Here is a 19,833-nt window from a genome sequence, read left to right as displayed (position 1 = left end):
CCTCGCACGTGCGCGGGTCAGATGCGGACCCCGTGGCCCCGGAGGTACTTGAGCGGGTCGATGTCGGAGCCGTAGCCGGGTCCCGTGCGCATCTCGAAGTGCAGGTGCGGGCCCGTGGTGTTGCCGGTCGAGCCGGAGCGGCCGATGCGCTGGCCTCCGGAGACCTGCTGGCCGGCCTTGACGCCGAGGGCGGAGAGGTGGGCGTACTGGGAGTACCGGCCGTCGGTGTGCCGGATGACGACCTGGTAGCCGTAGGCTCCGGCCCAGCCGGCGGAGACGACCTGGCCGGGTCCCACCGACTTGACGGTGGTGCCGGTCGCCACCGGGAAGTCGACGCCCGTGTGGTAGCCGCTGGACCAGGAGGATCCAGCGACGCGGTACGCGGTGCCGAGGGCCGCGTCGACGGGGGCGGAGAATCCGCCCGCTTCCGGCTTCTGCTGCGCTGAGGCGGGCTCCGGCGCCGGCTTCTCGACCGGCTTCTCGACGGGCTTCTCCACCGGCTTGGGCGCGGGCTTCTCGGCGGGCTTCTCGGCGGCCGGTTCCACGGGGGTCACCGGGTCGGCGGTCCGCGGCGGCTTCTCGGGGTCCTGCCTGGGCGGCGGCGGCAGGGCGGGCGCCGTGGTGACCCGCAGGGTGAGCCGCTGGCCCGGGAAGATCAGGTTCGGGTTGCCGCCGATGGTGGTCCGGTTGGTCTCGTACAGCGCCTGCCAGCCGCCCTCGACGTGCTGGTCGGTGGCGATCGCGGAGAGCGAGTCGCCGGGCGCGACGACGTACGGGTTCGGCAGGACGGAGGTCCCCGTCGGGCGCGGTCCGCCGCCCTGCTCCGGGGCCGTCCGCGCGACGGGTACCTGTCCCCGCGTCTGCGTCTGCGTCTGCGTCTGCGGGGTGACGGCGGGCGCAGGGCCGCTGCGCGTGAGTCCGGCCTGCTTCCCGCAGCTGGGCCAGGCGCCGGGCCCCTGCCCCTTGAGCACCTTCTCCGCGACGGCTATCTGCTGGTCCTTGGTGGCCAGGTCGGCGCGCGGGGCGTAGGCGGTGCCGCCGAAGGCCCGCCAGGTGCTCTGGCTGAACTGGAGGCCGCCGTAGTAGCCGTTGCCGGTGTTGATGCGCCAGTTGTCCGTCGATTCGCAGGACGCGACCTTGTTCCAGGTGTCCACGGAGGCGCCGTGGGCGACTCCGGCCCCGATGAGCGGCAGCGCGATCCCGGCACCGCCGGCGGTCACGGCCAGGGAGGCCCGGTTGATGCTGCTCGGCTGATACCGGCGGTGCCGGCCCCGTACACCCATGGGAGCCCCCATCGAAGACATCAGGAACCGCACAACTTAACGTCGCGATCACAGCGTGACAAGAGGCGCAACGGGGCGCATGCCAAAGGAACTTGACTGTATCTCGGTGAGTAAAAGATCCACCGGCGTCCGCGTGGGGGTAGCTTCGGTGCTCCCCGCCCACCGAAGGCACACCGAAGCAAGCAGGAGCGCACCGATGAGCACCAGCACAGCCCAGATCGGCGTCACCGGACTCGCTGTCATGGGCAGCAACCTCGCCCGCAACTTCGCCCGCAACGGATTCACCGTGGCCGTCCACAACCGCACGGCCGCCAAGACCACGGCACTGGTGGAGGAGTTCGGGCACGAGGGCACTTTCGTGGCGGCCGGGTCGGCGAAGGAGTTCGTCGACGCGCTGGAGCGCCCCCGGCGCATCGTCATCATGGTGAAGGCCGGGGAGCCGACCGATGCCGTGATCCGCGAGTTCGCCCCGCTCCTGGAGGAGGGCGACGTCATCATCGACGGCGGCAACGCGCACTTCGAGGACACCCGGCGCCGCGAGCGGGAACTGCGGGAGCTGGGCCTCCACTTCGTGGGGGTCGGCATCTCCGGCGGCGAGGAGGGAGCGCTGCTGGGCCCGAGCATCATGCCCGGCGGCTCGACCACGTCGTACGCGTCCCTCGGACCGCTGCTGGAGAAGATCTCCGCGAAGGCCGCCGACGGCACACCGTGCACCTCGCACGTGGGGCCCGACGGTGCCGGACACTTCGTCAAGATGGTGCACAACGGCATCGAGTACGCCGACATGCAGCTGATCGGCGAGGCCTACCACCTGTTGCGCGAGGTGGCGGGCTACTCCCCCGCGAAGATCGCGGAGACCTTCCGGGCGTGGAACCGGGGGCGCCTGGACTCGTACCTGATCGAGATCACGGCGGAGGTGCTCGCGCACACGGACGCCGCGACCGGCCGCCCGTACGTCGACGTCGTGGCCGACGCCGCCGAGCAGAAGGGCACCGGCCGCTGGACCGTGCAGATCGCGCTCGACCTCGGGGTACCGGTGTCGGGGATCGCCGAGGCGGTCTTCGCCCGCGCGGTCTCCGGCCACGCGGACCTGCGGTCGGCCGCGCGCGGGCTCGCGGGCCCGACGGCTGCCGCGCTCGCGCCGGAGGCTGCGGAGGCCTTCGCCGCCGAGGTGGAGCAGGCGCTGTACGCATCGAAGATCGTCTCGTACACCCAGGGCTTCCACCAGATCCGGGCCGGCAGCGAGGAGTACGGCTGGAACGTGGACCTGGGCGCCGTGGCCTCGCTGTGGCGCGGCGGCTGCATCATCCGGGCCGCGTTCCTCGACCGGATCCGGGCGGCGTACGACGCACGGCCGGAGCTGCCGAGCCTGCTGGCGGACGCGCACTTCGCCGAGGAGATCGCGGCCGCCCAGGACGGCTGGCGGTCCGTCCTGGTGGCGGCGGTGCGCCAGGGCATCCCGGTTCCCGCCTTCGCGGCCTCACTGGCCTACTACGACGCGCTGCGCGCGGAGCGGCTGCCCGCGGCCCTCACCCAGGGGCAGCGGGACTTCTTCGGGGCGCACACCTACCGGCGGACCGACCGCGAGGGCTCGTTCCACACCCTCTGGAGCGGCGACCGCTCCGAGGTCCGCACCTCGTAGGCCGCTCGTCGTACTAGTCGTCGTACTAGCTCAGGGGCCCGGGCTGCGGGATCGGCGCGGGCCCCGGCGGCGCGGGGACCGGGTCCGGCTCGGGCACCGGGGCGGGCACGGGCGGCACGGGCCGCGGAATGGGCTCGGGATCGGGGAAGGGGCCCGGCCCGGGCACAGGCGGCTGCGTCTCTTCTGCGTCTCGCTTTCGCACCATACGGCCCACCTTCCCGGGATTCCGGCCTGTATGCCTCCCCTGGCGCAGTGCCAGTCCCGCGGCCAGGCCCGGAGCCGGGCTGGAGAGCACCGGGACCGGGCCCGCGGCCAGGTCAGCGGCCCCGGCCATGGAGGCCTGGGCCAGCACGATGACGTCCGCGCCGGTGACGGACTCGGCGGCAGTGGCGACGCGGGCGAGGTAGCCAGCGGTGTCCCCGGCCTCGAAGCGCTCCCAGGCCCCGGCGACCAGGTGCGTGACGATCGACACGGGCCGGTCACCGGCCTCCTCGGCCAGCAGCTCCCGGGTCGGGGCGAGGGTGGACTCCAGGGCGGCCAGTACGGCGATCCGCGCCCCCGCCCGTACCGCGGCGGCCGCCATCGGCCGGTCCACCCGCAGCACCGGGGCGCCCAGGGCCAGCGACTCCGCGGTGGCCCCGATCGTCGAGCAGGTCACCAGCACGGGCGGCCCCGCTTGTGCGGGCAGCAGCCCCCGAAGGGCCGGAGCCACCGACTCCGGCCCTTCGGCGCGGGCCCGGTCCAGCAGCTCCGGAACCACCAGGTGCCGTAGTACGGCCCCCGGATGGTTCCGGTCGCGCAGGGCGTCGAAGACCGGGACGTGCACGGGTGAGGTGTGCAGCAGGAGCAGATCGGTCACCAGAGGCCGGGGGCCGCCGCGAGCTGCGTCTTGGCCGCCTGGACGACCTCGGCGGCCGGCTCGGGCGCCTCGTCGGGGTGTTTGGCGGCCCAGCTCGCCGCGTAGGGGCAGAGCGGCACCACGGGCACCCCTTCGGCGGCGGCGATCCCGTAGAAGGTCTTCACCAGCCCGCCTGCGATACCGCGGCCCTCATGCCCCTGCTCGACGATGGTGTGCACCGCGACCAGGGCGTGGGGCGCGTCGGCGACCACGAAGTACGCGATGTGGCCGACCACCGCCCCGTCCTCGACGGCGAGCAGCCGTCCGGCCTCACGATCGTCCTGGAACTCGATCGGCATGATCCCCTGCTCCCCTCAGACGGCCACGGCGTGCGGACTGCGCCGCTGGTCCGTACCCGGCACCGGGGCGGAGGGATCCGCACCCAGCTCGACGATCCGGTTGTCGCCGTCCACGTGCACCACGCGGGGCTCGAACACCCGGGCCTCGGCGTCCTCGACCTGCGCGTAGCTGATGAGGATGACCAGGTCCCCGGGGTGCACCAGGTGCGCGGCGGCGCCGTTGATCCCGATGACCCCGGACCCGCGCTCCCCCTCGATGACGTAGGTCTCGAGCCGCGCGCCGTTGGTGATGTCCACGATGTGGACGAGCTCCCCGGGCAGCAGGTCGGCCGCGTCCAGCAGGTCGGCGTCGACGGTCACGGAGCCGACGTAGTGCAGGTCGGCCTGGGTGACGGTAGCCCGGTGGATCTTGGACTTGATCATGGTGCGCAGCATTTTGAACTCCTAGAAGACGGCTCCCTGCCGGCTTTCTGCAGGTCAGGGGCGGTCTCACTCTACACTGACACGCGTTAGATCGAAGATTAAAAGGAACATCGATTCCCGCTGCCGAGAAGGCTCGCTGACTGGGCATCCGTGCGGGCCAGGCTGTTGCGGCGCCGCCGACCAGGCGTCGAATCGGACAGCCACTTCAAAATATTCTGGGAACGATGCTGACCAGATGCTGACCTACCTGACGATGCATCAGGCGTGTCAGGGATACCGGACAACTCGCTGCGCGGACCCTGGCACCGAAGGCAGAAACTTGATCGCCGTGGCTACGGACGAACCGGGGTTCCGCTGGGGTGGTCCGGGACTTACGAGGACGAGCACGATTGACCTCGGGCGTTCAGCTGGCGGTCTTGGACTGTGAGAGCTGTGGCAGGTATGCCACCAGCCGCCGATTGGCCCGTGACCCGGGCTTGGCGCATTCGAGAGGCTTGATGCCCGGACGTCATACTCAGGGAGTTGCGATGCAGGTAGCCGTGGTCACCTTCGACGGGTTCAACGAGCTTGACAGTTTCATCGCCTCAGCGTTGATCAACCGGTGTCGCAAAGACGGCCTGGAGGCCTTCATCACCACACCCGTGCCCGTGATCACGTCGATGAACGGAGTCGAGGTGACCGGCCAGCGTCCGATGGAGTTCGTCACCGAGGCTGACGTTGTGCTGATCGGCAGCGGGGTGAAGACGCGCGACGTTGTCGCCGATGACCGTATGCTCGCCATGCTGCGCCTCGAGCCGTCGCGGCAGCTGATCGGTTCTCAGTGCTCCGGCGCGCTGGTACTTGCGCGACTCGGGTTGCTGGCTGGGATGCCGGCCAGTACGGATATGACGAGCCGGCCCTATGTCGAGGCCTGCGACGTCACTGTGCTGGACGCACCGTTCCATGCGGAGGGGAACATCGCCACGGCGGGCGGCTGCCTGGCATCGCAGTATCTTGCCGCGTGGGTGATCACCCGGACGCTCGGTGAGGAAGCCGCGCGCGGCGCTATCGGCTACGCGGCTCCGGTCGGCGAAGTCCATGAGACTGTCGAGCGCGTGATGGGTGCCCTCCACGCAGGCGAGGTCGCACTGGGCTGACACCCGTGGCCAGCCCTCTGACCCCCTGGCAGCTACAGCGACGGGAGCGAAGGCCGCGTTGAGGTTGTGGGGCTGTCACAGGGTTGCGCGATCATGACCGGATGCTTACAGCTGGTTGGGCCCGCGAGGCCCTCTCGCAGTCTGTCTTCACCGGTGTCTCCCGTTCAGCACCTGGCCGATTTGATCGACGAGCTGGCCGGTCCGTGGTCGACGCTGCGGGACAGTGCGCTGTCCGAACGCCGAGGCCACGACCGGCTGCGTGCGGCCGGCGCCGGCCCAGACCATGATCTCGTGTTTGTCGACCGGGTCATAGCGACGCTGGTCGTGCTGAGGTCCAGGTCCTGCTGCTCGCTCCACAGCCGGAACACCCCATCGAGCATCCGTGACGCCTTCGCCACTCGGCCCCGGGCCGCCACCCAGTCCCGGTCCGGCGCGCGGCGCGCGGCGCGCGGCGCTGATCAGCCTCACCTGCATCAGCAGCACGCACAGAGCCAGCGCGTCGTCGGTCGCCGCGGCCTCCATGTGCCGGCTTTGGGGCTTACGTCGGCAATACCCGTGGACGTGATCTTGCGGGCATGGTGCCGAGCGCGGCCGGCCCACGGCAGGCGCCGGTCCCGGTTTGGTCGTAGGCTGGGCGCTTCAGTCGTCGATCGTTTCGGATGCTACAGCTGGCGCGGCTTGCCTCCGGGGCCGGTAGGTGAGGGCGTCGGTCAGGCGGTCGGCGTCAAGGGTCAGACGGACGATGTGGTGGTCTGATATACCCGGTTCGACCTCGATCACGTCGACATCCCTCACCGCTCCGAGTAGGGCGGGCGTGGCGTAGATCCTGTCGATCCGCGTGTCCGGGCCGTGCGTCGGATTGGCGTTCATCGTGCGGGACGCGGCTGCCTTGTCGCCATCGCGGGTGCTCGCCCAATAGCGGGCCACGTCCTCCAGGCCGGCGGTGCGCAGAGCCTCGTCAGGGCAGGTGTCCAACAGCCGCTGCCCATCGGGGCCGATGTGGGAGCGGTGGAGCCGGTGCGGCCGGTCGGCGATCTGTTCCAAATCCGGCAGGGGGAGGTCCCCTTCCAGACCGGGCACCGGGTAGGAGTTGTTGTCACCGCCCATGAGGGCAGGCATCAGCATCCGCTCGCCGTCCGGCATCGTCCACTTGCGGTCGGCCCACTTCGTCAGCCGCTCCACCTCGGCCTGGCGGGTTGTGGCCGAGGCGTGGTTCAGATGATAAGAAGCCACAACAAGGGGCAGGGACTGGCTGCCCCCCGGTGTGAAGCGGAAGACCGCAACCGTGGGTGGATGAACCCAAACAGGGCCGACGTCCTCACACTCCCTCAGCGGCTGGAACAGCGTCGGGTTCGCGAAGACGGCCGTGCAGGCTCGGGGGCCGAGCCAGCCGCGCAAGCCAAGGACAGCCTCAACCTCGTACATGATCCGGTTGCCGTCCGCCGCAGCACCATCCATCTCTTGGCGGAGGACGAGGTGAGGGTCGAGGGATGCCAGCAGCTCGTGAGCACGCCGCCGCTTGGTGGTGTCACCAGCACCGTTGCGTTTGAGGTTCCAGCACAGGACTGTCACATGCTGGCTCATGCGTTCACCTTTGAAGAGAGAAGAGAGTCGTCTTCGCGTCGCCCGTAGCCTCATCCCCGAATTGGACGATTTGGGCACCGTCAACAACCATAAGATGTCGTTCTGCCCAGGTCGGCCCTGCGGTTCCTGTACGACCTGCTGGTCGTGTGACAACGCCAGCGGGGGACGCTCTGGCGCCGACTTCCAGCGAGCCGACAAGTTGATCGACGCGGAGCTACTGTGCCGATCGGCCAGCACTTTTTCTAGCGCAAGTTTCCGATCATTCATCGTCGAGAGAATCGAACGTTAGCCTCAAGTCAGGTTCAGGCGCTGACGGTTTCCGTGAGCGGCCCGTCGCCACCGTCACGTTACTCACGTTGATCCACGGCTTCGAAGAGTTCCACGGGTGGCACGGAGGTGGGCGCGACGCGAGTTGTCACCCGGTGACGCCACCGATTGTGAGGAGTGGGTCCGCCACCTTGTCGCCCTTCAACCAGCTCGGCCGCGCCCGGCCTCCAGCACCATGCGGCAGCCCGCCGTGCCCACCCGCCCGCTGTGGGAAGGACAGCCCTTACGTGGTGGCCCCCACCCTGCGAAAGGAAAGCTCCCGATCGTGGCGAGGCTTGATCTGCAGCGCGAACGCGGCCGGCCCGGCGTTCCTGGCGCTTCAGCCGTGACCACCTCCAGCCCTTGACGATCGCGACGGGCACCCCGCGGGGAAGCAGCCGATGCCCGAGCCCGCGCCGGATCGTCAATGCACGCTGCCACGGTGAGAGCCAGCTTCGGCCCTGGCCTGCGGGCTGGTGTATCCCGTTGACGCGGCTGCCGTGATACCTCGGTGGTGGGCAGTCGAGAGGCAGGTCATGCGGGATAACGTGTCGACGTACCGCGGATGTTCAGGTACAAGTCGAGGAGTTTGACCGTGGCGAAGGCTGTGGCCCCGATGCGCAGAGCGTTGACTCCGAACCAGGCCCAGGCAAGTGTGTCGACGCGCGCCGGGTCGTTGATCGGAGGCCCGAAATACAGCGTGCCGTTGATTTGTGTGACGGCGACGAAGGTGAGCGCGGCCATGGCGAGATGGCCGCAGGTGGCGAGTCGCAGGCGAGTCTGGTTCGCGGGCGACAGCCCGCCCCGCTTCAGCCAGAGAAAGGCCAGCGAGCCCAGTACCGGGACAGCCACGATGGCATAGTAGAAGACCGGGTTGGTGACCGAATGGTACGGGTCCCACAAAGACTGGGCTTCCACAGCATGTGCGCCCATCATCATGTTCGGGACATCGACGATCTCCTCATAGAGGAAACCGAAGAAGAACCACGCGTGGCACAGAACCGCTGTGCCCGCAGCGGGCCCTATACGGGCATGCAAGAGGTACGCCTCCTGGATGGAAGAATAGAGCCGACCCCCATCAACTAGTCAAACTCTTTACATATCAACTTGCTTGACGACTCGCGCGTAGGGAGGGGGGTCGACCTCCCTCGCCTGCTGACGGGGGAACTGACCGACCTCGGCAAGGCGATCGACTTGATAGGCAGCGCTGCGGCAAGCCGGATCAGTATCAGCCAGATACACCTAATTTGCTTGGAACGCTTGGGGCATCAGGGACTCATGAGCACGGGTCAGGTCGTCGGCCCCGTGCTGACGGCTGCCGCCATCAGCGCTATGGCCTCCCCGATGGAGGCTCGGGGGTATGCGCGTCGTGAGATGGAGCCAACGACAGACGCAGGGTGCTGCTGCCCGGCGTCTCGGTGCTGGCCTGGCAGGTGTCGGAGGCCCGCACGGGGGCCGAGTGGCGTCTGTACGAGGCGGTGGCCCGCCGCGCGCCGGGCCGATGATGCGCTCGCGCCGGCGCCCGCCTTGCGGCCGCACCTTTGACGGTGGGATCAGCGGCTCCGCGATCTCCCACAGCCCGTCCGGAACAATCCAACTCCAAGTACCCCTTCTGGCGGATTGCGACCTTCGGTACGGCAACCTCACCAGCCGCGACGACCTCATCGACATGATTCGCCTCGGCCGCGCAGGGGAAAGGCCGCCTGCTCATGCCAGGACTCGCCGTCGCAAACCAAAAGTTGAACCGCCGAAACGCGGGCGGTGACCGGCAGACGGCCCGTGAGGGCGGCCTCGGCCTCGTCGAATACGCTCCGCTCCTGACCATGGGCCACCGTCAGGTGCGGAACGACCTCGACGAACCGGCCCCCATAGGGCGGGACCTCAGGCCATCGTTCGCAGACGGCTTGAGTAAGAGCCCGCAGCGGACCCTCCGGCGTCGGCACCAGGAAGAGCACATCGGGGAACCGCCCAAGGCCTTCGAACCGAACGTCGAAGGCGCAGTGCGCACCAACGACCAACTCTAGCGCGCCGAGCACGTCGGCATCGATGCGGCCATGGTCCAGAAATGGATAGAGTACCGTCACGTGCGCCGGAAGCCTGGCTCCGGCCGAGGAGTCGAACCGCTGGCGCCATTGGCCGATGAGCGGCTCGGCTTCGGGCACCTTGACCAACAGCACCGTTTCGCCTGCCTGATACAGGCCCGACTGGTCTTCCGGCATGCCTCTCCCTGCTCCCTTCCGGAATCATAGGACCACACGCCGAAGAGGGTCGCAGCGTGTTGGGACGAGTCGGCGGAGCGGTGTTCCGAATCCGTCGAACCGCAACTACGGCGAGGCGCTTGGCTTCCCCGCGCACCGCATTGCGGCAGCTCGTACCGCCTGCCTTGGTCCGGTCTCGCGTTCCCCGTATCGCGGCTGGAGGCCCGTTTCGCCGAGGGGCTCACTGCTCCCCTAGTGTCATCCACTTCTCCGGTTTCTCCAGTGATGCGAAGCCCACCTTGGCGTAGACCGCGTGCGCGTCCGCCGTGGCCAGCAGGATTCGACGCAGGCCGTAAGGAGAAAGATGGTCCCGGATCGCAGTGGCCAGAGCGGTTCCCAGGCCCTTTCCACGTGCGTCGCGTGCGATGTAGACGTCACACAACCAGGCGAAGGTGGCCGAGTCAGTGACAACACGGGCATAACCGACCTGGGCGCCTGAGGCGCTGTCGTAGACGCCGAAGTTGAGGGAACAGGCGATCGCCATGTCCTGTTTTTCCCTGGATCGGCCAATGGCCCAGTAGGAGTCCTGTGACAGCCAGTGGTGGATCAGCGCAGGATCGAGGCGGGCGGGGTCTGCGGATATCTCATATCCGGTGGGAAGTTCAGCGTTCATGAGTGTATTGATCCAGTCTGTGCAACTGACCAACCGGCGCGGAATTCGGCATCCGAGTCCGGCCCGTGTTGTCCTGCTCTTGTGGACGTCGAATCGGCTTCGGCGGCTAGGAATCTGAGCATGGGTCTTCCCCTGACGAGATGCGGCTTACGTTTGCTGTGCCAGTGCCACTGGCTGGGGGAACTCTCGGCGCGACCGCCTCCTATGGTGGCAGTCCGGCTTGAGCGCTTGGCTGCCGAGGGTGTCGGCCGAGACGCCGAGGGAAACCGTAGCGCTGGGGCGGGCAACCCGGCTCTGTCTCAGCCCCGGGTTCTTGCAGCACGCGTCCACCTCGCCGACCTGAACGCTTGCCTACGCGCTGGTGGAGGCGGAGCGCTTTTGCGAAGCTACAGTCGTCTTCCAAACCTTCGCAGGCGTGGTGACGTCGTGGCCGCGGGCGACATCAGGAGATGCAGTGCAGCGATATACCAAAGCGGCCGAACCTGCCAGACGGCGCTAGGCGGTCTGAATGGGCCGCCAGTTTGAATCCTCAGGTCGAGAAACTGCTCTGCCGGACGCGGCATCCTTTACGTGACATCGCCGACGCTCTACGGCCGAGCCATCAGAGAGAAGTCGTGACCGACTCCGCAAAAAGATGGCGTCGAATCTGGCCCGCTCCCCCGGATGGGTTCACCCGACAGCGACCAGACGACGGCTGTCGGACCGGAAGTATTCCAGCAAGCCGCTCATGCTGGCAGCTCCTCCAAACGTCCGTTCGCGACGAACGAGACCTCGCCGCCGACCTGTACCGAGCGGACGTCCCCGCTTGGGCCCTGCGCGCTGATCGTCATCTGGCTGGGACGGCCAGTGAACCGGCCCTGTCTGAGGACCACCTTTTCCCCGTCGCGGATGCGGCCGTGGCGGCGCAGATAGGCGGCGGCACATCCTGCTCCGCTTCCGGTCGCCACGTCCTCGACGATGCCGTCGTTGTTCCAGTGCCGTGACTCCAAGGTGTCGGCATCGAGGAGATAGGCGAACTGTGCGCCGAGACTGGAAAGCGGCGTGTCGAGATCGAAAGCGATCCGGGCCCGTTCGAGTGCGCCGCTGCGTACCGGCAGCACCAGGTAGCGCAGGCCGGTGGAGACCACCTCGGGCGGGAGATCCGCATCCAGGTCTTCTTCATTCAGCGAAAACCAAGACGCCAGGTCCTTGCGGTCCGGCTGGCCGAGGAAGGAGGGAGCGCCCTGATCCAGCACGCTCGCGTACCGCCCAGGACCACGCCGATGTGTGGTGATCTCCACCGTGCGGGCTTTCAATTTCATCGTCCACGTCTCACGGTCGCCACTGCCGTGCAGCGCGTGCAGGACGCAGGCGGCTCCGATGACAGGGTGGCCGGCGAAGTCGAGTTCCTCGACGAGGTCGAAGACGCGGGCCCGCCAAGCTCCGTCTCCCGCGTCCTCACCTGTCAGGAAGATCGATTCGAAGTGGCGCATTTCCCGCGTGATGGCCGCCATCTGGCCGCTGCTGAGCTGGGCGGCATCGGGGAAGACAGTGAGGCTGTTGCCGCTGAAGGGCTGAGAGCTGAACACATCGACGTGGAAGTAGTGCATGGGACTGACGCTAATGATTCGCTCCTTCAGATGGAACTACCCAATGAACAGGGGGCCGTATAACGTGCGGTTATGGCCTTCGACCGCGATCTAGAGACGTCGTTGCTGCGGATGTTCGTCAGCTGCGCCCGCCTCGGCAGTATCAGTCGCGCCGCAGCCGCGCTCGGGTACAGCCAGCCGGCCCTCAGCCAGCAGTTGCGGAAGCTCGAACGCTCTGTCGGACAGCCACTGCTGCACCGTACGGCCACCGGAGTGAGCCCGACCAAGGCCGGCGAGGCATTGCTGCCCTATGCCGAGCGGATCCTGGCCCTGTCTGCCCAGGCGCTCACCGCAACAAGGCGAACGGTGACGGGTCATTGCGGTGTGGGACTGATCGAGGACCTCGCCGCTGCACCGTTTCCCCAGGCACTTGCCGATTTTGCCCGCCTTAACCCCGAAGCGACGCTGGAAGTGGTCAGCGCTCCTGGGCCGTACATGAGGGAGGCCTTTTCCTCCGGACGCATCCACATCGCCCTGTGTGATCCGTCCTACCTGCCCGGCCTACCGCGCTGGACGATTCGGTTGCCGCTGAGATGGGCCGTCGGGCCCGGACTGGATCCAGGCGCTGACCCCCTCCCTCTCGTGCTGTTCTCCCTGCCGTGTCGCTGGCGCACGCCGGTGCTCGACGCGCTGGAAGCCAACGGACGTACATGGCGTGTTGTTTTCGAAAGCACCAGCCTGGCCGCCGTGCAAGCCGCCGTCCGGGCCGGCCTCGGCGCTGCGGCTCTACTGCCCGCCTGCGTGGAACCCGGCACCGCCGCGTACGGCGGCCTGCCAGAACTTCCTGACGTCGAACTGGGTCTCATACGGCGGGCAGGCACTGAAGGCGATCCGCTCATCGACGCGGTCGAAGACGTGCTCAGACGTCTGGCCTGACAAGAGCAGGGCCCCCGCGGCTCATGCGATCACAGCACGAGCTGCTCAGCAGCCTGGAGCAGTGCCTGTCGGGCGGCTTTGATGGTGGGGTGCTGGCCGCCTCCGCGACGCACGGCAGTGAGCAGTCTGCGTCTGTGATGAGCCCGTGGCAGTGGCTGTATGGGGACGGTCGGGGGACGGCCGTGCCATGCCAAACCCGGAAGCAGCGCGGCCGCATGACCCTGTTCGGCTAGCCGCAGATGCAGGAAGTGATCGGTGGACTCGTAACGGATGTCGGGTTCGAAGCCTGCTTCGCGGCACAGTGCCATCGACCAGCGGCGAGCCATGGTTCCTTCGGGCTCCATGATCCACGGCTGTCCTGCCAGGCTGAGGAGAGCCACCATGGGGTCGGCCATGCCCCCAATGGCCGGATGAGCCAGATGCAGGGTGTCCTCACACAACTCCTCCTGCTCCACCTCCGCGGGCCGGGGACCGGGAATACCGGGGTACTCCACGTCGATGATCAGATCGAAGTCACGCGCCAGCAGAGCAGAAATGGCACTTTCCCGCTCCATCTGAGTGAGATGGACACGCAGCAGCGGATGAGCGGCATGCAACAAGTTCAGTGCGGTGGGGACCAGGGCCAGCGCCGCACTCTGAAAGGAGGCGATGCGGAGTGTTCCGGTCAAATCGGTCAAGGATGTCGCGATGTCGGTCTCTGCGCGTTCCAGCCGCTCCAGGACAGCCTCGGTGTGGGCGACGAGAATCTCCGCCTGTTGGGTGAGGCGTACCCGCCGACCGACGTGTTCCAGTAGCCGGACGCCGACCTCGGATTCCAGCAGCGACAACTGCTGAGAAATGGTCGATGGACTGTAGGACAAGGCAGCGGCAACGGCGGCCAGCGTGCCGCGGTGCTTGAGCTCCCTGAGAAGTCTGAGCCGGTGAAGATCGAACATGACAGCGCCTGAAACAGCTGGCTTTCTCGTGGGAGAGCTTGTGCCGGACGCGCAGAGTGTGATGTCACGCTACGCCTCGCGGTTGACTCGGGCTGACTGCGGCGGATTACAAGGATCAGCGCCGCCGGCTCTAGGGCTGGGTGCCGTATCGAGGGGTGTGCGGTGGCCAGGAATCCCTGGGGCGCGGTCGGATCGTAAGGCGACCACCGGGCCATTGAAGAGCGTTACGAGGTCACGTTGAATGCATCCTGGGCAGGTTGGCGGCACGGCCCGTATCAGGCAGGTGATGTCACGCCACTGATGCGTGGGCGAGCCGCCCCGATGTGTCGCCGTCGAGGTCATGGCCTGGCTTGGGCGTCCTCGGCTGCCCTGCGCATGCCGGCCACCCGGCCGCGCACGCCGAACCACCCGGCGACGAGGGCTCCGACGATCAGCGGAAGACACAGCACGGTGGTGCGTGCGGCCCCGCCGTCGGCATACATCAGCACCAGGACGGAGGCCAGGAAGCCGAGGGTCACGATCTCGGTCCACGGCGAGCCGGGCAGCCGGTAGCCAGGACGCGTCAGCTCGCCCTGCTGCGTCTTCTGCCAGAAGAGCAGGTGGCAGATCATGATCATGCCCCACGTGGCCAGGATGCCGATCGCCGCGAAGTTCAGGACGATCTCGAACGCCTCTGCCGGTACGACGAAGTTGAGGCCGACGCCGAGCACACAGATACCGGTCGTGAGCAGGATGCCACCGTAGGGAACCTGGCTGCGGCTCATCGCACTCGTGAACCTCGGCGCCGAGCCGGACATCGCCATGGAGCGCAGGATGCGGCCGGTCGAGTAGAGGCCGGAGTTGAGCGAGGACATGGCCGCGGTGAGGACGACGAGGTTCATCACGCCGCCCGCGGCGGGGACACCGATGTTGGACAGCACCGTCACAAAGGGGCTCTCGCCAGCGACGTACTTGTTCCACGGAAGCAGCATCGAGAGCAGGATGACCGAGCCGACGTAGAACAGCGCCACGCGCCACATGATCGAGTTGATCGCCTTGGGCATGATCTTCTCGGGGTTCTCGGTCTCACCCGCCGTAACGCCGACCAGCTCGACTGCGGCGTAGGCGAAGATGACGCCTTGGGTGATCAGGAGCATGGGCAGCAGACCGTTGGGGAAGACGCCTCCGTTGTCGCTGATCACGGACAGACCGGGGTTGTGACCGCCGACGGGGTGTTGGGTCACCAGCAGGAAGATGCCGATACACATGAAGAGGACGAGGGCGCCGACCTTGACGATTGCGAACCAGAACTCCAGCTCACCGAAGATCCGCACCGATATCAAGTTGACCGCGAGGACGACCGCCAGGGCGATCAGCGCGATCACCCATTGGGGTATGTCGGAGAACATGCCCCAGTAGTGGGTGTAGGTGGCCACCGCGGTGATGTCGGCGATACCGGTCGTGGCCCAGTTCAGGAAGTACATCCAGCCTGCGGTGTAGGCGCCCTTCTCGCCAAGGAACTCCCGGGCGTACGACACGAAGGCGCCGGACGAGGGCCGGTACAGGACGAGTTCGCCGAGCGCGCGAACGACGAGGAAGGCGAAGAAGCCGCAGACCGCGTACGCAACGAACAACGACGGGCCGGCCTCGGCGAGGCGGCCGCCGGCACCGAGGAAGAGGCCGGTGCCGATGGCACCCCCGATAGCGATCATGCTGACGTGCCGGGACTTCAACGACTTGCTGTAACCGGCGTCTCCAGCGTCGACATTGGGCCGGGCCGGTCTGGATGGCGCTCCGGGCTTTACGAGCGGCTGCTCACTCACGCCTTGCTCTCACTTTCCATAAGTTGATGCAGTGCGGTCCGTTACTGCCGGTCCGCTCAAGATTTCGATAGGCGCACGCCGTCGGTCAACGAACGTTGCGGGCGGCCCGAGTTTGCGCGGTCTCCCGCGTCGGGGACCAAGGCGGCAAGCAGGCTTTCACCCTGTCTTACCGAACCTCTGTTCGAAAAGAGCGATTGATTGACCCGGGCTCACTGTGCCGAACGGCATGCGCCTTTTCCAGCGCAGGTTTCCGATCGTTCATCGTCGAGAAAACCGAACGTTGTCGACATGTTCGCGCTCACATGTCGAAGTCCACGGTGAGCTCGTCCGATGCGGGGCGGGTCTGGCAGGTCAAGACGTATCCCGCGGCCACCTCCGCGGGCTCCAGGGCGTAGTTGCGGCGCATGTCGCCCCGGCCCTGGGTCACCAGGGCGCGGCACGTCCCGCAGACGCCGCCTCTGCAGGCGAACGGCAGGTCGGGGCGGAGCTGTTGGGCAGCGTCGAGGACGGTGCGGTCCCGGGGGGCCGGGAACGTGGTGACCCTGCCATCCAGGACGACGGTGACTTGGCTCGTGGCGAGACCGATCGCCGAGACCTCGTGGCGGGCAGCGGGCGGTTCTTCATCGGCGTGGAACAGTTCCTGGTGGATTCGGTCAGCCGGGACGCCGAGCCCGGCCAGGATGGCGCTGGAGTCACGGACCATGCCGTGCGGACCGCACAGCCACCATTGGTCGACGCCGTCGGTGTCGACCAGGGCATCGAGCAGGGCGGTGAGCCGCGCCGCATCGAGGCGGCCGGAGAGCATTTCGGCCTGGCGCGGCTCGCGGGACAACACGTGAACGAGCTGGAAGCGGGCCGGGTACTGGTCTTTCAGATCTGCCAGTTCGTCCGCGAACATCACCGTATCGGTTCGCCTGTTGCCGTAGAGGAGGGTGATGCGGGATGAGCCGTCGGCGCCGAGTACTGAGGCGGCGATCGACAGCATCGGTGTGATGCCGGACCCGGCAGCGATGAGCACGAAGTGGCCGAGGCCACCGGGTTGACCGGAATCACCGGGTTGTCCGGCTCCGGTGAGGTCGGGCGTGAAAGCACCGACCGGCCCCATCACCTCAAGAGTGTCTCCCGGGCGCACACCGTGGACGAGCCAGGAAGAGAACAGGCCGCCGGGTACGACGCGGATGCCGATGCGCAGAGGTTCCCCGACGGGGGAGCAGATGGAGTAGGAGCGGCGCTCGTCGCGGCCGTCGATCTCCCGGCGCACGGTGAGGCACTGGCCGGGGAGAAACGCGAATTCCTCGGCCAGACGGTCCGGTATCGCGAGGGTGAGCGCGGCGGCGTCGGAGCACAGCCCCTCAACCGCTGCGACGCGCAGGGCGTGGAAGGGGGGACGCAGACGGGTCCGCGCCGTGACGGGGGGACGGGAGGGGGTCGTCATCAAAGGTCCTTGAGGTGCTCGAAGGGCTCCAGGCAGGTGCCGCAGCGGCGGAGCGCCAAGCAGGCGGTTGCGGCGAACCGTGAGATCTCCTCGGTATCGACCGAGGCGCAGCGCGGGCAGGGCACATCCGACGGGGCCGGCCCGAGGGACAGCCACACCGGCCCGGATTCGCTGAGGCGCCGAGGCCCCGGTGGTGCGATGCCGTGTTCGGCGAGCTTGAGGCGGCCCTGGGATGTGATCCAGTCGGTAGTCCAGGGCGGGTCGAGCACGGTGACGACCCGAACGGCGGGAAAGCCGTCCGCCTGCAGCCGGGTGGCGGCTTCCGCCCGCATCTCGGCCACGGCGGGACAGCCTGAGTAGGTCGGGGTGAGCCGCACGACGACCGTACCGTCCTGCTCCACCTCGACACCGCGGAGCACTCCGAGGTCGGCGAGGGTCAGCATGGGCAGTTCAGGATCGGGGATCTCGCAGGCGGTACGCCAGGCGCGGTGCGCCGCATCTCGGCGGTGCTCGCCGGCATCTGCGAGCGTCACCATTGCGCCTGCGGGTGTGCGCGGGCGATGCTCTGGAGTTCGGTCAGGAGCGGCGCCAGGTGTTCGGTACGGTCAGCGTCGCGGCCGGAGCCGGGTATGGCAGGGGCGGACGCCGGGCCGAGAGGCAGGACCTCGGAGGGGTCGAATCCCGCTCGCACCAGGACGTCGGCGAGATGCCGCAGTGTCCGGTCGGCGACCACTGTGGACTCGGCGCCCAGACCGGCTGCGGTCCGGTCGGTCAGTGGTTCTCCCAGCCAGGGCGCGACGTCGAACAGCGCCGTTCTGAGACGGTCACGGGACTCGGGAGTCCCGTCGCCCAAGCGCACGGTCCACACCGCGGCGTAGTGGCAATGGTAGGAGAGCTCCTTCACGCTCTTGGCGGCGATGGCGGCGAGCACCGGATCAGGAGCGCTGGTGAGCTCCTCGAAGACGGCCAGCCGCCAGACGGACAACACGAGCAGCCGTGTGATCGTGAAGGCGAAGTCGCCGCCGGGCAGTTCGGCCAGCCGTAGGTTGCGGAAGCCGTCTGGATCACGGAAGTAGGCGTACGCGTCCTCGCCGCGGCCCGTACCGTCGGCCCGTCCCGTCCTGGCATACAGCAGCCGGGCCTGGCCGAGCAGGTCGAGGCCGATGTTGGCCAGGGCGAGTTCCTCCTCCAGTTCCGGGGCGCGTGTGCACCACTCGGCGAGCCGCTGGGCGGACACCAGGGCGTCGTCGCCCAGGGCCAGACAGCAGGCGGCCAGGTCTCCGGCGTCGATGCCGTCCGGCACCCTCTGGTCGACGCCGTGCAGGGGGTCGGTGAAACCGGTGCCGAACGCCCACTGCGCGTTGTCGTGGTCGACGTACAGATCCTCGTGACTCATTGGCGGCCGCTCCTAGATGTGGGGTACGTCGTCGGGGATGTCGTAGAAGGTCGGGTGCCGGTAGACCTTGTCGCCGCTGGGCGCGAAGAAGGGATCCTTCTCGGCGAGGGTGGAGGCGGCGATGGAGTCGGACCGCACGGCCCAGACACTCACGCCCTCGTTGCGCCGGGTGTACAGGTCGCGGGCGTGGACAAGGGCCATCGCGTCGTCGGGCGCCCGCAGAGAGCCCACGTGGACATGGTTCAGTCCACGCTTGCCCCGGACGAACACCTCGTACAGCGGCCACTCGTCCCGTATGCGGACGGGTCCGCCGGCGGAAGTCCGGTCGGTGCCGCTCATGCCGCCGCTCCTTCACGCACCCGGGTCGCCTGCTTGGACGCATGGGCCGAGGCCGCCTCCCGCACCCAGGCGCCCTCCTCGTGGGCGGCCCGGCGCCGGGCAATCCGCTCGGCGTTGCACGGCCCGTCGCCGGAGACCACGCGCTTCAGCTCGTCCCAGTCGGGGGCGCCGAAGTCGTGGTGACCGCGCTCCTCGTTCCACCGCAGGACGGGGTCGGGCAGGGTGACGCCGAGCTTCTGGGCCTGCGGCACGGTCATGTCGACGAACCGCTGTCGCAGTTCGTCGTTTGAGTGCCGTTTGATCTTCCAGGCCATGGATCGCGCGGAGTTGGGCGAGTCGGCGTCCGGCGGGCCGAACATCATCAGCGACGGCCACCACCAGCGGTTCACCGCGTCCTGCACCATCTCCCGCTGCTCGTCGGTGCCGTGCATCATCGTCAGCAGGAGTTCGTACCCCTGCCGCTGGTGGAAGGACTCCTCCTTGCACACGCGGACCATGGCGCGCCCGTACGGGCCGTACGACGTACGGCACAGGGGCACCTGGTTGCAAATCGCCGCGCCGTCCACGAACCAGCCGATCACGCCGACGTCGGCGAAGGTCTGGGTCGGGTAATTGAAGATGGACGAGTACTTCTGGCGGCCGTCGATCAGACGCGCCGTCATGTCCGTGCGGTCCGCCCCGAGGGTCTCAGCCGCGGAGTAGAGGTACAGCCCGTGCCCGGCCTCGTCCTGCACCTTGGCGAAGAGGATGGCCTTGCGGCGCAGCGAGGGTGCCCGGGTGATCCACTCGCCCTCCGGCTGCATACCGATGATCTCGGAGTGGGCATGCTGGGCGATCTGCCTGATCAGCGTGGTGCGGTAGCCGTCGGGCATCCAGTCCCGGGGCTCGATGCGCTGGTCGCGGGCGATGGTGTCCTCGAAGGTGGCCTCGGGGCCCTGGGGCCCGGATGGTGTGACGGTGGGGGTGTTCATGGGGTATGC

General features: G+C 67.9%; 20 protein-coding genes. 3 read left to right on the top strand and 17 right to left on the bottom strand.

Annotation, left to right across the window (positions count from 1 at the left end; genetic code table 11):
• Positions 1-17: 17 nt before the first annotated feature.
• Entirely contained in the window at positions 18-1,283 is a 1,266-nt protein-coding gene (locus ACZ573_RS07100; RefSeq protein WP_471300136.1) for a transglycosylase family protein, read from the bottom strand.
• 196 nt (positions 1,284-1,479) lie between these two features.
• Between ACZ573_RS07100 and gndA the strand changes: the two genes are divergently transcribed.
• Entirely contained in the window at positions 1,480-2,925 is a 1,446-nt protein-coding gene (gene gndA, locus ACZ573_RS07095) for an NADP-dependent phosphogluconate dehydrogenase (RefSeq protein ID WP_471300133.1), read from the top strand.
• Between the two features lie 25 nt (positions 2,926-2,950).
• Here the strand turns inward: gndA and ACZ573_RS07090 are convergent, their stop codons facing one another.
• Genes ACZ573_RS07090 through panD form a run of 3 tightly spaced genes read right to left on the bottom strand, consistent with a single transcriptional unit; the run spans position 2,951 to position 4,557 of the window.
• Positions 2,951-3,784, bottom strand: a complete 834-nt coding sequence (locus ACZ573_RS07090) for an arylsulfatase (RefSeq protein ID WP_471300131.1) — start codon at positions 3,782-3,784, stop codon at positions 2,951-2,953.
• Positions 3,781-4,122: a GNAT family N-acetyltransferase gene (locus tag ACZ573_RS07085; RefSeq protein WP_471300128.1), complete on the bottom strand. Its 342-nt coding sequence runs from the start codon at positions 4,120-4,122 to the stop codon at positions 3,781-3,783. Before ACZ573_RS07085 ends, ACZ573_RS07090 begins: the two co-directional genes overlap by 4 nt.
• A 15-nt stretch (positions 4,123-4,137) precedes the next feature.
• Positions 4,138-4,557 carry an aspartate 1-decarboxylase gene (gene panD / locus ACZ573_RS07080; RefSeq protein WP_471300125.1) on the bottom strand — a complete coding sequence of 140 codons (420 nt, stop codon included), beginning with the start codon at positions 4,555-4,557 and terminating at the stop codon, positions 4,138-4,140.
• 515 nt (positions 4,558-5,072) lie between these two features.
• On the opposite strand from panD, the gene ACZ573_RS07075 reads away from it, so the two are divergent.
• On the top strand, positions 5,073-5,681 hold the full coding sequence (locus ACZ573_RS07075) for a DJ-1/PfpI family protein (protein WP_471300123.1): 609 nt from the start codon (positions 5,073-5,075) through the stop codon (positions 5,679-5,681).
• Positions 5,682-5,828: 147 nt separating this feature from the next.
• Here the strand turns inward: ACZ573_RS07075 and ACZ573_RS07070 are convergent, their stop codons facing one another.
• The 6 genes from ACZ573_RS07070 to ACZ573_RS07045 all read right to left on the bottom strand — a co-directional run bounded on the left by ACZ573_RS07070 (position 5,829) and on the right by ACZ573_RS07045 (position 12,031).
• A complete protein-coding gene (locus ACZ573_RS07070; RefSeq protein ID WP_471300121.1) occupies positions 5,829-6,203 on the bottom strand; it encodes a hypothetical protein in 375 nt (124 codons plus the stop codon).
• A gap of 117 nt (positions 6,204-6,320) precedes the next feature.
• Positions 6,321-7,265, bottom strand: a complete 945-nt coding sequence (locus tag ACZ573_RS07065) for an endonuclease/exonuclease/phosphatase family protein (protein ID WP_471300118.1) — start codon at positions 7,263-7,265, stop codon at positions 6,321-6,323.
• An 840-nt stretch (positions 7,266-8,105) separates the two neighbouring features.
• Positions 8,106-8,609, bottom strand: coding sequence for a hypothetical protein (locus ACZ573_RS07060; protein WP_471300116.1), 504 nt, complete (start codon positions 8,607-8,609; stop codon positions 8,106-8,108).
• A gap of 623 nt (positions 8,610-9,232) precedes the next feature.
• Positions 9,233-9,790 (bottom strand): 2'-5' RNA ligase family protein, encoded by a 558-nt coding sequence (locus tag ACZ573_RS07055; RefSeq protein ID WP_471300115.1) that lies wholly within the window; start codon positions 9,788-9,790, stop codon positions 9,233-9,235.
• Positions 9,791-10,010: 220 nt separating this feature from the next.
• Positions 10,011-10,442, bottom strand: coding sequence for a GNAT family N-acetyltransferase (locus tag ACZ573_RS07050; RefSeq protein WP_471300113.1), 432 nt, complete (start codon positions 10,440-10,442; stop codon positions 10,011-10,013).
• Between the two features lie 725 nt (positions 10,443-11,167).
• Positions 11,168-12,031 carry a PhzF family phenazine biosynthesis protein gene (locus ACZ573_RS07045; RefSeq protein WP_030830723.1) on the bottom strand — a complete coding sequence of 288 codons (864 nt, stop codon included), beginning with the start codon at positions 12,029-12,031 and terminating at the stop codon, positions 11,168-11,170.
• 72 nt (positions 12,032-12,103) lie between these two features.
• Here ACZ573_RS07045 and ACZ573_RS07040 point away from each other — a divergent pair, with 72 nt between their 5' ends.
• Positions 12,104-12,946 (top strand): LysR family transcriptional regulator, encoded by an 843-nt coding sequence (locus ACZ573_RS07040; protein ID WP_252308826.1) that lies wholly within the window; start codon positions 12,104-12,106, stop codon positions 12,944-12,946.
• Between the two features lie 29 nt (positions 12,947-12,975).
• Here ACZ573_RS07040 and ACZ573_RS07035 read toward each other — a convergent pair whose 3' ends face one another.
• The 7 genes from ACZ573_RS07035 to paaA all read right to left on the bottom strand — a co-directional run bounded on the left by ACZ573_RS07035 (position 12,976) and on the right by paaA (position 19,824).
• Positions 12,976-13,881 carry a LysR substrate-binding domain-containing protein gene (locus ACZ573_RS07035; RefSeq protein ID WP_471300110.1) on the bottom strand — a complete coding sequence of 302 codons (906 nt, stop codon included), beginning with the start codon at positions 13,879-13,881 and terminating at the stop codon, positions 12,976-12,978.
• Positions 13,882-14,219: 338 nt separating this feature from the next.
• Positions 14,220-15,683 (bottom strand): amino acid permease, encoded by a 1,464-nt coding sequence (locus ACZ573_RS07030; RefSeq protein ID WP_471300108.1) that lies wholly within the window; start codon positions 15,681-15,683, stop codon positions 14,220-14,222.
• A gap of 298 nt (positions 15,684-15,981) precedes the next feature.
• Complete coding sequence (paaE, locus tag ACZ573_RS07025; protein WP_471300105.1) at positions 15,982-17,118, bottom strand: 1,2-phenylacetyl-CoA epoxidase subunit PaaE; 1,137 nt, start codon at positions 17,116-17,118, stop codon at positions 15,982-15,984.
• Positions 17,118-17,654 carry a 1,2-phenylacetyl-CoA epoxidase subunit PaaD gene (paaD, locus tag ACZ573_RS07020; protein ID WP_030302963.1) on the bottom strand — a complete coding sequence of 179 codons (537 nt, stop codon included), beginning with the start codon at positions 17,652-17,654 and terminating at the stop codon, positions 17,118-17,120. The genes paaE and paaD overlap by 1 nt, the downstream gene beginning before the upstream one ends.
• A complete protein-coding gene (paaC, locus tag ACZ573_RS07015) occupies positions 17,648-18,514 on the bottom strand; it encodes a 1,2-phenylacetyl-CoA epoxidase subunit PaaC (protein ID WP_471300101.1) in 867 nt (288 codons plus the stop codon). The genes paaD and paaC overlap by 7 nt, the downstream gene beginning before the upstream one ends.
• A 12-nt stretch (positions 18,515-18,526) precedes the next feature.
• Complete coding sequence (gene paaB, locus ACZ573_RS07010; protein ID WP_030830736.1) at positions 18,527-18,853, bottom strand: 1,2-phenylacetyl-CoA epoxidase subunit PaaB; 327 nt, start codon at positions 18,851-18,853, stop codon at positions 18,527-18,529.
• Positions 18,850-19,824, bottom strand: coding sequence for a 1,2-phenylacetyl-CoA epoxidase subunit PaaA (gene paaA, locus ACZ573_RS07005; RefSeq protein ID WP_471300098.1), 975 nt, complete (start codon positions 19,822-19,824; stop codon positions 18,850-18,852). Before paaA ends, paaB begins: the two co-directional genes overlap by 4 nt.
• Positions 19,825-19,833: the final 9 nt, after the last annotated feature.

It is taken from the genome of Streptomyces sp. NPDC040545 (genome assembly GCF_055595065.1).
Note: the sequence above shows the minus strand (reverse complement) of the source record. Positions and strands in the feature narration are given on the sequence as shown.

Coding starts and splice junctions, on each gene's coding strand:
- ACZ573_RS07100 (WP_471300136.1), bottom strand. CDS start 1,283: ATGGGTGTACGGGGCCGGCACCGCCGGTATCAGCCGAGCAGCATCAAC.
- gndA (WP_471300133.1), top strand. CDS start 1,480: ATGAGCACCAGCACAGCCCAGATCGGCGTCACCGGACTCGCTGTCATG.
- ACZ573_RS07085 (WP_471300128.1), bottom strand. CDS start 4,122: ATGCCGATCGAGTTCCAGGACGATCGTGAGGCCGGACGGCTGCTCGCC.
- panD (WP_471300125.1), bottom strand. CDS start 4,557: ATGCTGCGCACCATGATCAAGTCCAAGATCCACCGGGCTACCGTCACC.
- ACZ573_RS07075 (WP_471300123.1), top strand. CDS start 5,073: ATGCAGGTAGCCGTGGTCACCTTCGACGGGTTCAACGAGCTTGACAGT.
- ACZ573_RS07070 (WP_471300121.1), bottom strand. CDS start 6,203: ATGGAGGCCGCGGCGACCGACGACGCGCTGGCTCTGTGCGTGCTGCTG.
- ACZ573_RS07065 (WP_471300118.1), bottom strand. CDS start 7,265: ATGAGCCAGCATGTGACAGTCCTGTGCTGGAACCTCAAACGCAACGGT.
- ACZ573_RS07055 (WP_471300115.1), bottom strand. CDS start 9,790: ATGCCGGAAGACCAGTCGGGCCTGTATCAGGCAGGCGAAACGGTGCTG.
- ACZ573_RS07050 (WP_471300113.1), bottom strand. CDS start 10,442: ATGAACGCTGAACTTCCCACCGGATATGAGATATCCGCAGACCCCGCC.
- ACZ573_RS07045 (WP_030830723.1), bottom strand. CDS start 12,031: ATGCACTACTTCCACGTCGATGTGTTCAGCTCTCAGCCCTTCAGCGGC.
- ACZ573_RS07040 (WP_252308826.1), top strand. CDS start 12,104: ATGGCCTTCGACCGCGATCTAGAGACGTCGTTGCTGCGGATGTTCGTC.
- ACZ573_RS07035 (WP_471300110.1), bottom strand. CDS start 13,881: ATGTTCGATCTTCACCGGCTCAGACTTCTCAGGGAGCTCAAGCACCGC.
- paaE (WP_471300105.1), bottom strand. CDS start 17,118: ATGACGACCCCCTCCCGTCCCCCCGTCACGGCGCGGACCCGTCTGCGT.
- paaD (WP_030302963.1), bottom strand. CDS start 17,654: ATGGTGACGCTCGCAGATGCCGGCGAGCACCGCCGAGATGCGGCGCAC.
- paaC (WP_471300101.1), bottom strand. CDS start 18,514: ATGAGTCACGAGGATCTGTACGTCGACCACGACAACGCGCAGTGGGCG.
- paaB (WP_030830736.1), bottom strand. CDS start 18,853: ATGAGCGGCACCGACCGGACTTCCGCCGGCGGACCCGTCCGCATACGG.
- paaA (WP_471300098.1), bottom strand. CDS start 19,824: ATGAACACCCCCACCGTCACACCATCCGGGCCCCAGGGCCCCGAGGCC.